Source organism: Streptomyces boninensis (assembly GCF_048572725.1).
GTDB classification, from domain to species: domain Bacteria; phylum Actinomycetota; class Actinomycetes; order Streptomycetales; family Streptomycetaceae; genus Streptomyces; species Streptomyces boninensis.
This window is the reverse complement of the sequence record NZ_CP183837.1, coordinates 3,942,823-3,956,763: the sequence shown is the minus strand read 5'-3', so window position 1 is coordinate 3,956,763 and position 13,941 is coordinate 3,942,823. Positions and strand designations below refer to the sequence as shown.

Annotated in this window: 15 protein-coding genes; 8 read left to right on the top strand and 7 right to left on the bottom strand. The window is 71.0% G+C overall.

Going from position 1 to position 13,941, the window contains the following annotated elements; all coding sequences use genetic code 11:
• Window positions 1-25: 25 nt before the first annotated feature.
• The gene (locus ACNNMR_RS17905) at window positions 26-376 is read left to right on the top strand and encodes a hypothetical protein (RefSeq protein WP_419995622.1); all 351 of its coding nucleotides are present in this window, start codon (window positions 26-28) and stop codon (window positions 374-376) included.
• Window positions 377-704: 328 nt separating this feature from the next.
• A complete protein-coding gene (locus tag ACNNMR_RS17900) occupies window positions 705-1,472 on the top strand; it encodes a LuxR C-terminal-related transcriptional regulator (protein ID WP_419995621.1) in 768 nt (255 codons plus the stop codon).
• 11 nt (window positions 1,473-1,483) lie between these two features.
• On the opposite strand, the gene dgoD is transcribed toward ACNNMR_RS17900, so the two are convergent.
• The 6 genes from dgoD to ACNNMR_RS17870 all read right to left on the bottom strand — a co-directional run bounded on the left by dgoD (window position 1,484) and on the right by ACNNMR_RS17870 (window position 9,229).
• Window positions 1,484-2,632, bottom strand: coding sequence for a galactonate dehydratase (gene dgoD, locus ACNNMR_RS17895; protein WP_419995620.1), 1,149 nt, complete (start codon window positions 2,630-2,632; stop codon window positions 1,484-1,486).
• A 6-nt stretch (window positions 2,633-2,638) separates the two neighbouring features.
• Window positions 2,639-3,556: a carbohydrate ABC transporter permease gene (locus ACNNMR_RS17890; RefSeq protein WP_419995619.1), complete on the bottom strand. Its 918-nt coding sequence runs from the start codon at window positions 3,554-3,556 to the stop codon at window positions 2,639-2,641.
• On the bottom strand, window positions 3,553-4,479 hold the full coding sequence (locus ACNNMR_RS17885; RefSeq protein ID WP_419995618.1) for a carbohydrate ABC transporter permease: 927 nt from the start codon (window positions 4,477-4,479) through the stop codon (window positions 3,553-3,555). Before ACNNMR_RS17885 ends, ACNNMR_RS17890 begins: the two co-directional genes overlap by 4 nt.
• The gene (locus tag ACNNMR_RS17880) at window positions 4,476-5,804 is read right to left on the bottom strand and encodes an ABC transporter substrate-binding protein (protein WP_419995617.1); all 1,329 of its coding nucleotides are present in this window, start codon (window positions 5,802-5,804) and stop codon (window positions 4,476-4,478) included. Before ACNNMR_RS17880 ends, ACNNMR_RS17885 begins: the two co-directional genes overlap by 4 nt.
• A gap of 124 nt (window positions 5,805-5,928) precedes the next feature.
• Window positions 5,929-7,902, bottom strand: coding sequence for a beta-galactosidase (locus ACNNMR_RS17875; protein WP_419995616.1), 1,974 nt, complete (start codon window positions 7,900-7,902; stop codon window positions 5,929-5,931).
• A gap of 79 nt (window positions 7,903-7,981) precedes the next feature.
• The gene (locus ACNNMR_RS17870) at window positions 7,982-9,229 is read right to left on the bottom strand and encodes a cellulase-like family protein (RefSeq protein WP_419995615.1); all 1,248 of its coding nucleotides are present in this window, start codon (window positions 9,227-9,229) and stop codon (window positions 7,982-7,984) included.
• Between the two features lie 79 nt (window positions 9,230-9,308).
• On the opposite strand from ACNNMR_RS17870, the gene ACNNMR_RS17865 reads away from it, so the two are divergent.
• The 3 genes from ACNNMR_RS17865 to ACNNMR_RS17855 are packed head-to-tail and all read left to right on the top strand — an operon-like array spanning window position 9,309 to window position 11,562.
• Entirely contained in the window at window positions 9,309-10,019 is a 711-nt protein-coding gene (locus ACNNMR_RS17865) for a hypothetical protein (RefSeq protein WP_419995614.1), read from the top strand.
• The gene (locus tag ACNNMR_RS17860; protein ID WP_419995613.1) at window positions 10,016-10,792 is read left to right on the top strand and encodes an SDR family NAD(P)-dependent oxidoreductase; all 777 of its coding nucleotides are present in this window, start codon (window positions 10,016-10,018) and stop codon (window positions 10,790-10,792) included. The genes ACNNMR_RS17865 and ACNNMR_RS17860 overlap by 4 nt, the downstream gene beginning before the upstream one ends.
• A gap of 26 nt (window positions 10,793-10,818) precedes the next feature.
• Entirely contained in the window at window positions 10,819-11,562 is a 744-nt protein-coding gene (locus ACNNMR_RS17855; RefSeq protein ID WP_419995612.1) for a FadR/GntR family transcriptional regulator, read from the top strand.
• Here ACNNMR_RS17855 and ACNNMR_RS17850 read toward each other — a convergent pair.
• Complete coding sequence (locus ACNNMR_RS17850) at window positions 11,559-12,053, bottom strand: MarR family winged helix-turn-helix transcriptional regulator (protein ID WP_419995611.1); 495 nt, start codon at window positions 12,051-12,053, stop codon at window positions 11,559-11,561. The genes ACNNMR_RS17855 and ACNNMR_RS17850 overlap by 4 nt on opposite strands.
• Window positions 12,054-12,127: 74 nt before the next feature.
• On the opposite strand from ACNNMR_RS17850, the gene ACNNMR_RS17845 reads away from it, so the two are divergent.
• From ACNNMR_RS17845 to ACNNMR_RS17835, 3 genes are read left to right on the top strand one after another with little or no spacing between them, the layout of a single operon-like run.
• Entirely contained in the window at window positions 12,128-12,934 is an 807-nt protein-coding gene (locus ACNNMR_RS17845) for a trans-aconitate 2-methyltransferase (RefSeq protein ID WP_419995610.1), read from the top strand.
• Window positions 12,931-13,302, top strand: coding sequence for a VOC family protein (locus ACNNMR_RS17840; RefSeq protein WP_419995609.1), 372 nt, complete (start codon window positions 12,931-12,933; stop codon window positions 13,300-13,302). The genes ACNNMR_RS17845 and ACNNMR_RS17840 overlap by 4 nt, the downstream gene beginning before the upstream one ends.
• Window positions 13,299-13,901, top strand: coding sequence for an RraA family protein (locus ACNNMR_RS17835; protein WP_419995608.1), 603 nt, complete (start codon window positions 13,299-13,301; stop codon window positions 13,899-13,901). The genes ACNNMR_RS17840 and ACNNMR_RS17835 overlap by 4 nt, the downstream gene beginning before the upstream one ends.
• Window positions 13,902-13,941: the final 40 nt, after the last annotated feature.

Genomic DNA, 13,941 nt, shown 5'->3' with positions numbered 1-13,941 from the left:
GCGCTGACCGAAGGAAGCGTCAATCATGAGCAACACGGACCCGCAGCACCCCGAGGGTGCTGACACCTCCGCAGTCCAGGCAGCCCTGGAGGTCGAGGAGCTGGAGCGCCAGTCGGCCACGGCGGCGCGTCTCTTCGACCTCCGGCGGATCATCGGCGGCCTCTTCGTCGTATACGGCATCATCGTCGGCGCCATGGGCATCAGCCCGTCCGACGCCGACATGAAGAAGTCGCAGGACATCAACATCAACCTGTGGACCGGCCTGGCCATGCTGCTGCTCGGCCTGTTCTTCCTGCTCTGGCAGCACTTCCGCCCCGTGGTGCCGCCGTCGGCGGAGGAACTGGCGGCCGCGGCCGAGCGCCCGGACGTGCACTGAAGGCACCGGGATTCACCGAGCAGTTCCACAGAAAGGCCGCGGCCGCCGTACTCGTACGGCGGCCGCGGCCTTTGCGCAAGGCGCCGAACGGGCAATCCCGGAGCCAAACGACTTTGGTCAAGCGCCTTCCCAACCGCCCCCAGGGCTTTACGCTGCTACCAGCGCACCGGTGGGGGCCGGTGCCGATCAGGGGGCGAGATAAGTGCGGTACGACGCCCGGGGTGGGGTAGCAGTGAGAGCGCGGCGGCGGCCGTAGCTCCCGTCGTATCCCGCCGCGGGCGCCGTGCCCACGGCCTGGCGGCCCTGAACGCCACAGGGGGAAGGTGACATGGTCAGAATCCGGGTACTCGTAGTGGACGACCACCGGATATTCGCCGAGTCGCTCGCGGCCGCGCTGGCCGCGGAGCCGGACGTGGATGTCACCGCCGTAGGCAGCGGCCCTGCCGCCCTGCGCTGCCTGGACCGCGCGGCCAACGAGGGCCGCCGCTTCGACGTCCTCCTCGCCGACGCCGACCTCGGCGCCGGCGAACAGCAGCTTTCGCCGCACCTGAAGACGGCCGCGAACGGCTCCCCCGAGAGCGGTCCGGCGGCCGGCATCTCCCTCGTGGCCAGGTCCCGCTCCGGCCACCCCGGCACCCGCGTCGTCGTCCTCGCCGAACGCGACGACCCCCGCCGCGCCGCCACCGCCCTGCAGGCCGGCGCCTCGGGCTGGGTCGCGAAGGACTGCTCCCTGCAGCGCCTCCTGGCCGTAATCCGCGGCGTGTTACGGGACGAGACCCACCTCCCGCCGGCCCTGCTGACGGGCGTGCTGCGCGAGCTGACGGCGGCCCGTAAGCACCGCACCGAGAGCGAGCAGCTGGTGGAGTCGCTCACGCCGAGGGAGCGGGAGGTCCTGCGGTGCATGGTCGCGGGGCTGGGGCGCAAGGCTGTGGCCGAGCGCCTGTACCTGTCGCCGCACACGGTGCGTACCCACATGCAGAACGTCCTGGGGAAGCTGGGCGTGCACTCCACGCTGGCGGCCGTGGCCTTGGCCCGCCGGGCCGGGGTGGGGCCGGTGGACTTGGGGGAGCCGGTGGCGGCGGGGTCGCGGGTCTAGCTCGGGGAAGATCACCATTCCGCGAATGACCCGTCCCCGTGCCGCCACACCGGGTTGTGCCAGCTTTCCGCCGAGCCGTCCGCCCGCCGTACTGCCTTTTCGTCGATTTCCACGCCCAGTCCCGGTGCGGTCGGCCGCAGAAAATGCCCGTCGTGGAAGCGGAAGACCTCCGGGTCGGCCACGTAGTCCAGCAGCTCGGCGCCGGTGTTGTAGTGGATGCCGATCGACTGCTCCTGGATCAGGAAATTCGGGGTGCAGAAGGCCAGTTGCAGGCTGGCGGCCAGGGCCAGCGGGCCCAGTGGGCAGTGCGGGGCTATTGCCACGTCGTACGCCTCGGCCAGCGACGCGATGCGGCGGGACTCCGAGATGCCGCCCGCGTGGGACAGGTCCGGCTGCAGCACAGCTATGCCCGCGTTCAGCGCCGGCAGCGCCTCCGTACGGGAGAAGAGCCGCTCGCCCGTGGCGATCGGCAACGTTGTCGCGTCGACCACGTGCCCGATCAGGTGGGTGTACTCCGGGAGCACCGGCTCCTCTACGAACATCGGGGCGTACGGCTCCAGCACCTTCACCGCCTTCCTCGCCCCCGCCACCGAGAAGCGGCCGTGGAAGTCGACCGCGAAGTCGCCGTCCGGGCCGAGCGCCTCGCGGGCGGCCTCGGCCCGCGAGGCGACCTCGTTCAGGTCGGCCACGTTCGGGAGGCGGGCCATCCGGCCGGAGCCGTTCATCTTGACGGCCGTGAAGCCCGCCTCGACCTGGGCGGCGACCTGGTCGCGTATCTCTGACGGCTCGTCGCCGCCCACCCAGCAGTACGCGCGGGCGCGGTCGCGGACCGGGCCGCCGAGGAGTTGGTGGACCGGGGCGCCGTACGCCTTGCCCGCGATGTCCCACAGCGCCTGGTCCAGCCCGGCCACGGCCGACGACAGCACCGGGCCGCCGCGGTAGAACGAGCCCTTGGTCATCAGCTGCCAGTGGTCCTCGATGCGCAGCGGGTCGGCGCCCACGAGGAACTGTTCGGCGAGCTCGTGGACGGCGGTGCGGACGGTGTCCGCCCTGCCCTCCACGACCGGCTCGCCCCAGCCGACGAGGCCGTCGTCCGTCTCGATGCGGCACATCAGCCAGCGCGGCGGCACGGCGAAGGTCTCGACGCGGGTGATCTTCAAGGGGGATTACTCCTTCACAGAGCCTTCGGTCAGGCCCGTCTGCCAGAAACGCTGGAGGACGAGCATCGCGATGGCGAGGGGGATGACGGAGACGAATGCGCCGCCGATCGTGTACTGGGTGAGCTCGGGGACCCGGTCGGCCGCTTCCTTCCAGGTGACCAGGCCCAGCGTGATCGGGTACTTCCGGTCGTCGGAGAGCATCACCAGCGGCAGGAAGTAGTTGTTCCAGATGTGCACGAACTGGAAAAGGAAGACGGTCACCAGCGCCGGCGTCATCATCCGCAGGACGAGGGTGAAGAAGATCCGGCCCTCCTTCGCGCCGTCCACCCGGGCCGCTTCCAGGACCGTGTCCGGCACCGCCGATTCCGCGTAGATGCGGCACAGGTACACGCCGAAGGGGCTGACGATCGACGGGATCAGCACCGCCCAGTATGTGTTCGTCAGGCCGAGCTTGCTGAACATCAGGTACAGCGGCAGCGCGAGCGCCGTGGACGGCAGCAGCACCCCGGCGAGGACGAACTTGAAGACCGCCTCCCGGCCGCCGAACCGGTACTTGGCTATCGCGAACCCGGCGGCGGCCGACAGCAGCGTGGCCAGCACCGCGCCGACGCCCGCGTACAGCAGCGAGTTCAGCGCCCACTGCAGGTAGACGTGGTTGTCGTAGCTGAAGACCTTCCCGAGGTTGTCCCACAGCTGCGGGGCGTCGAACCAGAGGCCGAAGGAGCCGTAGAGGGAGGAATTCGACTTTGTGGCCGCGATGATCAGCCAGTAGACCGGCAGCAGGAAGTACAGCGCGGCGACGGTGAGCACCGCGACGAGGATGATGCGGCCGGGGCGCAGTGCGCTCGGCGCCTTCGCGGTCTTTGCGGGCCGCGCGGGCGCATCCTGCTCCGCGGCGGAGGGCTTGGTCGTGGTGGCGCTCACCGCTCGCTCCTTTGCTTGCGGTTGACGAGGGAGAGGAAGCCGAACGACAGGACCATCGCGACGACGGCGAGGATCACCGACTTCGCGGCGGCCAGGTAGACGTTGGCGTTGGCGAAGGCGTCGTTGTACGCGCTGAGGTTCGGCGTGTAGTCGTTGGTGACCGCGGGGGCGAGCTTGCGCAGCACCAGCGGCTCGGCGAACAGCTGCATCGTGCCGATGATGGAGAATACGCAGGTCAGGACCAGCGCCGGACGCACCAGCGGGATCTTGATACGGAGCGCCGTCTGCCACGGCCCGGCGCCGTCGATCTTCGCGGCCTCGTAGAGCTCGGTCGGGATCGACTTCAGCTGGGCGACGATGATCAGCATGTTGTAGCCGGCGAACTCCCAGATCACGACGTTCGCGATCGACCACAGCACGCTGTCGTAGCCGAGGAAGTCCGGCTGGAAGCCCATCTTGCCGAGGATGTCGGTGATCGGGCTGACCCCGGGCACGTACAGGAATCCCCAGAGGATCGTCGCGATGACGCCCGGGATGCCGTACGGGAGGAAGTAGGTGGCCCGCATCAGGCCGGCCCAGCGGTTCGACACCTGGTCGAGCAGCAGCGCCAGGGTCAGCGCGAGCAGCAGCATCAGCGGCACCTGGACGATGCCGAAGAGCAGCACCCGGCCGAAGCCTTCGAGGAAGGTGGTCTGCTGCAGGGCGAGGGAGTAGTTCTCCAGGCCACCGAAGACGACCTTGGGCTCGCCGAGGCCCAGCGGGCCCGATCGCTCTACCTTCAGCAGCGACTGGTAGATCGCATAGAAGATCGGCAGGATCATCGCGAAGAGATAGACCGCGAGGAAGGGGGCCAGGAAGCCCCATGCCTTGCGGTCGGGGCGGGACTTGCGCGGCGGCTTCGCCGCCTTCACCGGGGTGGTCACGATGCGCTCCTCGCCTTCAGCCCCTTGGCCTTCAGGTCGTCGACGAACATGCCCTGCGCCGTCCGCAGGGCGTCCTGGACGGTGCCCTTGCCCGCGATGGCCCGGCCGATGTTGTCCTCGATGTGGGCGAAGGACTGGATGGTGGTGGGGGACCATCGCCAGCTGGTGTCCACGTTCTCGTCGGCCATCTGGAAGATTTCGTTGTAGCGCTGGCCGCCGAAGAACGGGTCGGGCTTGCCCAGCGGCGAATTGGGCAGGTCGAGCTTGGCGCCCGGCCAGCCGTACCCGGCCTGGACCAGCAGCTCGATCGACTCCGGGGCGCTGTTCAGCCAGTGCGCGAACTTCAGCGCCTCGACCGGGTGCCGGGAGCCCTGCATGATCACCGTGGAGGAGCCGCCCCAATTGGACGCCTTGTGCTCGCCCTCGTTCCACTGCGGGAGCTCGGCGACGCGCCACTTGCCCTTGGTGCCGGGGGCGTTGCCGCGGATGAGCGCGTCCCACCACTGGGCGCCCGGCCAGGTGGCCAGCTGCCCGGTCTGGATGCCCTTGAAGAAGGCGCTCTGCGAGTCCTGCATCGGCGCGACCAGGCCGTCCTTCAGCATCCCGTTCCAGAAGTCGGCGACTTCCATCGACTCCTTGCTGGTGAGGTCGACGACCCAGGTGTCGTCCTCGGCGCGCACCCAGTGGGCGCCCCGCTGCCACGGGTAGGACGCGAACCACTGGGCGTTGCGGGGCGGGAAGGCGGTGGCGACCGAGCCGCCGGAGCGCTTCTTGATCTTCAGCGCCATGGCCCGGTACTGGTCCCAGGTCTTCGGGACCTCGATGTCCCACTTCTCCAGGAGATCCTTGCGGTAGAAGAGGCCCATCGGGCCCGAGGCCTGCGGTATGTGGTGCTGCCGGCCGCCGAAGACGCCCTGCTTCCACTGCCAGTCGACGTACTGGTCCTTGAGCTTGTCCGCCCCGTACTTCGACAGGTCGGTCAGGCCGTTGGAAAGCATGAACTCCGGCAGTGCGTAGTACTCGACCTGCGCCAGGTCCGGGGGGTCGCCGGCCTTCAGGGCGGCGTGCATCTTCTGGTAGCCGCCGTTGGTGTTGGCCGGGATGATCTGGACCGTGACCTGGATGTCCGGGTTCTTCTTGTTCCAGAGCGCGACGGCCTTCTGGAGCGGGACCCAGGTCCAGAGGATCAGACTGACCTTCTGGCCGGGCCGGGTCTTGGCCTGCGATGTCATCCGGGCGGCGCCGGCTTGCTCACCGCAGGCCGCCAGCGCGGGGGCCGCTGCCGCGGCCGCGCCCCACGCCAGGAGCTTTCGACGGGTCTGCATCTGACCTCCTTGTCAGGTGCGGATTGCCTCCGGCGGTTGCGCTCGGGGTTATCGCGCCTGGCGGCGCTCGTCCTCAAACGCCGGACGGGCTTGGAATTGGTTGCGTTTGTCTCAGTGGCTCGACTCAGTGCTTCAGTACGGCGACGCCCCGCGCGGGCAGGTCAACGGACCGGACCGGGTCTCCGCCCTGCAGCACGTCACGACCCGGCTCCGGCAGCGGTATCTCCACCGCCGACTCCCCGTGGTTCAGCAGGAACAGGTACCGCCCGCCATCTCCTCCGCGGCGAGCGGCCTGCACCCCCTCCGGCAGGTTCGGTATCGCCGGCGCGGCGCCCGCGCCCTCCCGCACGCGGTCGACCAGCACGCGCATCGACGCCGCGTCCAGGCGGGTGCCCGCGTACCAGGCGACGCCGTCGCCGTAGGCATGCCGGGTCACCGCGGGGCGGCCCGCCAGCTCGCCGGCGCCGAACTCCGCGATGGATTCGGCTCCCTCCAGGTCGATCGCCTCCGACCACAGGTCGCCCGTGCCGGGGAGCCCACCGGTGACCGGCAGCGTCTGGTCCTCGGCCAGCGGCCAGAACTCCTCCACCCGCAGCCCCAGCGCGGAGCGCAGCGGCGCCGGATAGCCGCCCAGGTGGATGCGGTCGCAGTCGTCGACGATGCCGGTGAAGTACGAGACGAGCAGGTGGCCGCCGCCGCGGACGTACGCCGTCAGCCGGGCCGCGGTGTCCTCGCTCAGCAGGTACAGGTTGGGTATGACGACCAGCTTGTAGCCGGACAGGTCCCGGTCCGGCGGGACGACATCGCAGGTCACCCCGGCCTCGAAGAGCGGGCGGTAGTGCCGCAGCAGCGTCTCGTGATAGTCGAGGTCGCCGGACGGGTGCGACTCCTGCTCCAGCGCCCACCAGCTGTGCCAGTCCGCGAGCAGCGCGACCTCGGCCGTGGCCGTCGTGCCGGCGATGTCCGAGGCCAGGCCCAGCTCCCGCCCCAGGCCGCAGACCTCGCGGAAGATCCGGGTGTCCGTGCCCGCGTGCGGCAGCATCGCCGAGTGGAACTTCTCGGCGCCGCCGCGCGAGGCCCGCCACTGGAAGTAGAGCACCGTGTCCGCGCCCTGGGCCACGGCCTGCCAGCTCCACAGCCGCATCTTCCCGGGCGGCTTGGGCGAGTTGCGGTGCCGCCAGTTCACCGCGCTCGGCGCCTGCTCCATCAGCATCCACGGCTTGCCGCCGCCCGCGCCGCGCGTGACGTCGAAGGCGAGGGCGGCCGCGAGGTGGGCGTCCTTGTCGTACGGCTCCTGGTAGAAGTCCAGCGCCGTGACGTCCTCGTGCCGGGCCCAGTTGTACGGGTCCACCGGCTTGTGGACAGGGAGGTGGTTCGTCGTGATCGGCAGGTCAGGGGTGATCCGGCGCAGCACCTCCTTCTCCGCCAGGTAGCACTGCAGCAGCGCGTCGTCGCTGAAGCGGTAGTAGTCCAGGACCTGCGCCGAGTTGGGGTGCGTCGGGGTGGAGCGGGGCGGCTGGACCTCGTCGAAGGTGTCGTAGCGCTGCGACCAGAAGGCGGTCGACCAGGCGGCATTGAGGGCGTCCACCGTGCCGTACCGCTCCCGCAGCCAGCGGCGGAAGTCGGCGGCGGAGACGTCGCAATAGCAGACCGGGTTGGAGCAGCCGTACTCATTGCCTATGTGCCACGTGTCCAGGGCCGGGTGCTGCGCATAGCGCTCGGCGAGCTTCGTGACCAGGCGGACCGCGTGCTCGCGGTAGACCGGGCTGGAGGCGCAATAGTGCTGCCGGGAGCCGGGCCACTGCCGCTCGCCCGTGCGCAGCTCGGGAAGGATCTCCGGGTGCCGGGCGGACAGCCACGGCGGCGGGGACGCCGTCATCGTGGCGAGGCAGACGCGGATGCCGGCGTCACCGAGGCGGTCCATGACCTTGTCGAACCAGCCGAAGTCGTATTCTCCCGACCGCGGTTCGACCTTCGCCCAGGAGAAGATCCCGGCCGTCACCATGGTGACCCCGGCCTCCTTCATCAGCCGGATGTCCTCGTCCCAGACTTCTTCGGGCCACTGCTCGGGGTTGTAGTCGCCACCAAAGTGGATCATGGATCTGCCTCACCGTTGAGCCAATTCATTAATTACGAATTAACGTGCTCGGAACCATATGAGCCGCGCCACAGGGGGGTCAACCCCTGTGGATACGTGCATTCATCTGCCGCATCCAGTCCGCGTCCGTCCGCCACATCGGGTGGTGCGGGGCGGCGTTGGAGGTCAGTACGACGCCGTGGAAGCCGGCCTCGATGCACCGGTTTACGGTGAATTCGGCCAGGTCCTTGCCGACCGCGTCCTCCTCGAAGCGGGTCAGCCGCGGCGTATAGCCGACGACCCCCTCGCCGAGCACAGCCGGTACGCCCAGCCGCTTCGCATGCGCCGCCACCGCGTCCGTCCACAGCGCGAGCGTCTGCCGCATCGCCTCGCGGTGCAGCGCGTAGTGCTCGTACAGCCACAGGTCCCACCCGTCCGGATCGACCCAGTCGTGGACGTAGAGCAGCTCCCGCGGAATCCCCGTGGCCGCCAGCTGCCACCCCTGATCCGGGTGGTAGTCGGCGAAGTCCGGCGCGTCCGGCCGCAGCATCGCCGTCAGCTCCGGCGTCGGCCAGGCCGCCGTCTCCGGTCGCTCCTCGGTGCCGTGGCCGAGTCCGACCGCCTCGTAGAGGGCGCCCAGCACCCCGTACGCATAGAAGTGGAAGTGGGCAATCTGGGCGTTGTCCGGCAGATCCGACAGCTCCAGCGGCCACGGTTCGCCGAGCGAGTACGTGGCCGGCAGGTCCGGGTGGCGGGTGCGCAGCAGGTCGACGGCGCGGGTAAGCGGGCCGTGCAGGCGGGCGTAGTGGCCGTCCTTCTGGTCGCCGGGGACCAGTTCGCAGTTGTCGACCTCGTTGTGCACCTCGGTGTACGCGACCGTGTGCCCGAGGCCGAGCGATTTCACGTGGTCGAGCAGGTCGGCCAGCGCTCGCGCCATCACCTCGGCGCGCTCCTGGCCCGGTATCTCCGCCAGCGCCCGGTGCCAGCGGTCGGAGTCCACGAAGCACGGCGACTGCTGGTACTCCCACGACGACACGATCACCTTCACGCCGTGCCGGTCGGCAGCGCGGAAGAGGTCGCCGAGGCGGCGCAGGCCGTCGAGGCGGTAGCCGCCGCGGACGTCGTACCACCGCGTGCGCTGCCCGAAGTCCGCGCCCAGGCCGCGGACTTCGAGGCCGGCCGGGTCCGCGACCCGGCCGGAGAAGAGCAGGAAGGGCATGGCGCAGATGCGCACGGTGTCGAAGCCGCGGTCGGTGGTCTCGGCGAAGGCGCGGTCGAGGTCCTCGAAGGGTTCGCCGGGCCCGGCCTGCGTGTACCAGCTGAAGTCCCAGAGCGTGATAGCGAGCATGGCACCGCACCGTAGCCGAGAACTAATTAATTATGAATAATTGTTGACAGGGGTGTTTCCCGGGGCGAGGCTCTTGCCCATGACCGCTGACGCTCGCCCGACCCGTCGCGCCGTCGTCGCCGCGACCGCCGCCGCGGCAGCCGCGACCGTCGCCCTCCCGGCCTGGCCGGCGCGCGCCGCGGGCCCCCGCGCCGCCGCGGCCGACGCCGGCGCCCCGGTGCTCGACCCGCACCCGGACACCGAGCCCTCCGGCACGCATGTGCGCCAGGTCGGCGGCACCGGCGTCGTCTTCGCGTACGGGCAGGTGCTGCCGAGCTTCGACGGCTGGCGCACCCGCGAGCCGACCCGGGAGTACGCGCGCCTCGACGGCCGCTGGCGCTTCGCCTTCGACCCGGATGACTCGGGCAAAGCGGCTGGCTGGCACCGCCCCGATCACGACGACTCCGACTGGCTCCGCGCCCCCGTCCCCGGCACCTGGGACCTCCTCGACACCCCCGGCTTCGCCGCCGACGACCCCGACGCCTGGGCCAAGGGCACCGCCTTCACCGACGGCTATGCCTGGTGGCAGGCCGCGAGCCTGCGCGCACACTGGGCGCAGGTGACGGACCGCGCCGCCTATGTGGCCGGCTACACCTTCTGGGTCCTGAAGGACTACAAGCAGCGCGCCGGGTACAACCAGGACCACAACGGCATCTCGGTGATGGGCCTGATGGACTTCACCGGCGGCCGCCGCAAGCTCGCCTACGACGCCTTCCGCCGCGCCGCCAACCCGAAGGAGCACCGCGCATGACCGACCCCCTGGACGCCCTCACCGGCGGCCGCTTCACCGGCCGTACCGCCGTCGTCACCGGCGCCGCCGCGGGCATCGGCGCCGCCGCCGCGCGCCGGCTCGCCGCGGAGGGGGCGGCGGTGGTGCTCGCGGACGTCGACGACGTGCGGGCCGGGGCGGTCGCCGACCAGATCGCCGCGGACGGCGGCCGGGCGGCCGTGGCCGCCGCCGACGTGGGCACCGAGACGGGCTGGGAGCGGATCCTCGCCGCCGCGGAGCCCTTCGGCCCGGTCGGCGTGCTCGTCTCCAACGCCGTCAAGGTTGAGCTGGCGCCCGCGCACGAGATGGCCCCCGACTCCTGGCGGCGGCAGCTCGACGTCGGCCTGACGGCCGCGTACCTCGGCGTCCGCGCCTGCTACCCGGGCCTGCACGCTGGTGGCGGCGCCGTCGTCCTCGTCTCCTCCGTGCACGCCCACGCCGGCATCCCCGGCCACCCGGCGTACGCGGCGGCCAAGGGCGGACTGCTCTCGCTCGCCGGCCAACTGGCCGTCGAATACGGCCCGCACATCCGCTTCAACACCGTCCTGCCGGGCCCCGTACTCACCCAGCTCTGGGACCGCGTCCCCGAGGACGAGCGCAAGGCCAGCGCCGCACAGACCGCCGCGGGCCGGCTCGGCGACCCCGCCGAGGTCGCGGCCGCCATCGCCTTCCTCGCCTCGCCGGAGGCGTCGTACGTCACCGGCGCCAGCCTGGTCGTGGACGGCGGCTGGAGCGTCGTAAAGTCGTCGGCCTGAGGCCGGGGCGGAAGGGGAGGTGCCCGATGTCGGGTTACGCACGCCGCGGAGTGCACGGACAGACCGTAGAGGCGATCGCACACCGCGTGCTGAGCGGTGAGATCGGCGTGGGCGCCACGCTCGACCTGGCGGCGCTGCAGGAGGAGTTGGGCGTCAGCCTCACCGCGCTGCGGGAGTCGCTGAAGGTCCTCGCCGCCAAGGGCATGGTCGACGCCAGGCAGAAGCGCGGCACCTTCATACGGCCCCGCGCCGACTGGAACCTGCTCGACGCCGACGTGCTGCGCTGGCAGTTCGAGGCGGCGGGCGCCCACTCCGACGCCGGCTCACCGCTGCTGCGCGACCTGGACGAGGTGCGCGCCATTGTCGAGCCCGCCTCGGTGCGCTATGCCGCGGAGCGCCGTACGGACGACGACCTGACCGCGCTCGAAGCGGCCCTCGCGGCCATGGCGAAGGCCGCGGACAGCTCACCGGAAGCCGTGGAGGCGGACCTGGCCTTCCACCGCGCGCTGCTGGCCGCCTCGCACAACGAGCTGCTGGAGCGCATGGAGATGGTCATCGCCACCGGCCTGGCCGCCCGCGACCACCTGGTGCACGGCCCGGGCCACCACCCCGGCGACCCGGTGCCCAGCCATCGCGCGGTCTTCGATGCCGTACGGGACCGGGACGCGGACGCGGCGGAGGCCGCGATGCGGTCGCTGCTGGCGCAGGCGGAGCAGGACCTGGCGGAGCTGCGCGAGGACGAGTGGATGCTGTCGAAGGGGGAGGACTAGGGGATGTTGTCGAAGGGGGCGGTCAACTCGCGCAGCAGCGTGGCGAGCTCGCGCCGCTGACCTCCCGACAGCTGGGCGAGGATCGCCCGCTCCTGCTCCAGCAGCGCGGCCAGGGACCGGTCCGCCCGGTCCTTGCCGTCCTCGGTGAGCCGGACCAGCACCCCGCGCCGGTCGCTCGGATCCGGCAGCCGCTCGACCAGGCCCTTCTTCGCGAGTCTGTCGATGCGATTGGTCATGGTCCCCGACGTGACCAGGGTCTGGGTGAGCAGCGCGCCGGGCGACAGCTGATACGGCGTCCCGGCCCGCCGCAGCGCGGTGAGCACATCGAATTCCCACGGCTCCAGGCCATGCTCGGCGAAGGCCATGCGGCGCGCCCGGTCGAGGTGGCGCGCCAGCCGGCTCACCCGGCTGAGCACCTCGAGCGGCTCCACGTCGAGGTCAGGCCGCTCCCTGCGCCAAGCTGCGACCAGCCGGTCGACCTCATCCTCCATAGAGATCAGTGTAGTAGGTCTGTCGATGTGAAGTCTCTTGACATCAAGATACTTGGATGGGCAACCTGACACCCATGACGACCTCACCGAGCTGGGACCCGCAGCAATACCTCCGCCACGAGGCCCACCGCGCCCGCCCCTTCCACGACCTCCTGGCCCGCGTCGGCGACCTCCCGCGCCATCCGGCCCGCATCGTGGACCTCGGCTGCGGCGCGGGCAACGTCACGGCCGTACTCGCGGAGCGCTGGCCTGACGCGCGGATCACAGGGCTGGACAACTCGCCGGAGATGCTGGAGTCGGCGCAGAAGTACGCGGGGGAGCTGCCTGGAGGCGGCCGCCTGGACTTCGCGGAGGCCGACGCCTCGACATGGATCCCGACCGAGCCCCTCGACCTGCTGACCTCGAACGCGCTGCTCCAGTGGGTCCCGGGCCACCTCGACAGCCTCCCGGTGTGGGTCGAAGGCCTGGCACCCGGCGGCACCCTCGCCTTCCAGCTCCCCGGAAACTTCAACGCCCCGAGCCACGCCCTGATGCGCGAACTCGCCGACTCCCCGCGCTGGCGCGCCCGCATCGGCGGGGTGCTCCGCGGCCCCGACATGCCGGACGCGGCCGACTACCTGCAGACCCTCGTCGGCCTCGGCTGCGAGGCGGACACCTGGGAGACCACGTACATGCAGCTGCTGCAGGGCGCCGACCCGGTGCTCGACTGGGTAAAGGGCACGGGCCTGCGCCCGGTCCTCGACGCCCTCGCGGACGACCCGGAGGCGCTCGACGCGTACGTCTCGGAGTACGCGGCGCGGCTGCGGGAGGCGTATCCGGCGGGGCCGCACGGGACGGTGTTCCCGTTCCGGCGGGTCTTCGCGGTCGGTGTGCGGCGGTGATCACGGGCCTGGACCACGTCCAGCTGGCGTGCCCGGCCGGCTCGGAGGGGGAGCTGCGGGCCTTTTACGGATCCGTCCTCGGGATGGCGGAGCTGGCGAAGCCGCCGGTGCTGGCGGCGCGGGGCGGCTGCTGGTTCGCGGCGGGGACGGCGGTGCTCCACCTGGGCGTGGAGGCGGACTTCCGCCCGGCCCGCAAGGCCCACCCCGGCCTGCGGGTGCGGGACATCGAGGCGTACGCGAGGCGCCTGGAGTCGGCGGGCGCGCAGGTGACCTGGGACGGCAACCTCCCGGGCCACGCCCGCTTCTACAGCGAGGATCCGGTGGGCAACAGGCTCGAATTCCTGGAACGTACGGAAGGAACAGCATGAAAGAAATCCCCACCACTACCCTCGCCCCCCTCCTGGGCCGCCCCCAGGTCATGGACATCGGTATCCGCCCGCTCTGGCCCTCACCGCGCCTAGCCGGACCCGCCTTCACGGTCCGCTGCGCCCCCGGCGACAACCTCATGCTCCACGCCGCCATCCACCGCGCTGCCCCCGGCACGGTGCTCGTGGTCGAGTCCGGCGACCCGGACTACGCCCTCGCCGGCGGCAACGTCTGCGCCGTAGCCCACCGCCGCGGCATCGCGGGCCTCGTGACGGACGGCGTCATCCGCGACCTGGCAGAGGTCCGCGACCTCGGCTTCCCGGTCTTCGCCCGCGGCGTGATCCCGATCCCCGGCAAGAAGGCGGCCGTGGAGCCGCTGAATGTCCCGGTGACATGCGGCGGCGTCACGGTGTCACCGGGCGACGTGATCGTGGCCGACGAGGAGGGCGTGGTATCCGTACCGGCGGCTCGCGCCGACGCCCTGGAGGCCGAGGCCCGCGCCGCCCTGGCCAAGGAGGAGTCCGAGTCCCTCGACACCTGGGAGGCGGCCCACCGGGCGCGTATCGACGCGATCCTGGCCGAGGGCACGTCGAAGACGTGAGTTCTGGTGAAACCGGAGGTAACGCCTCGAACTGGTGAAT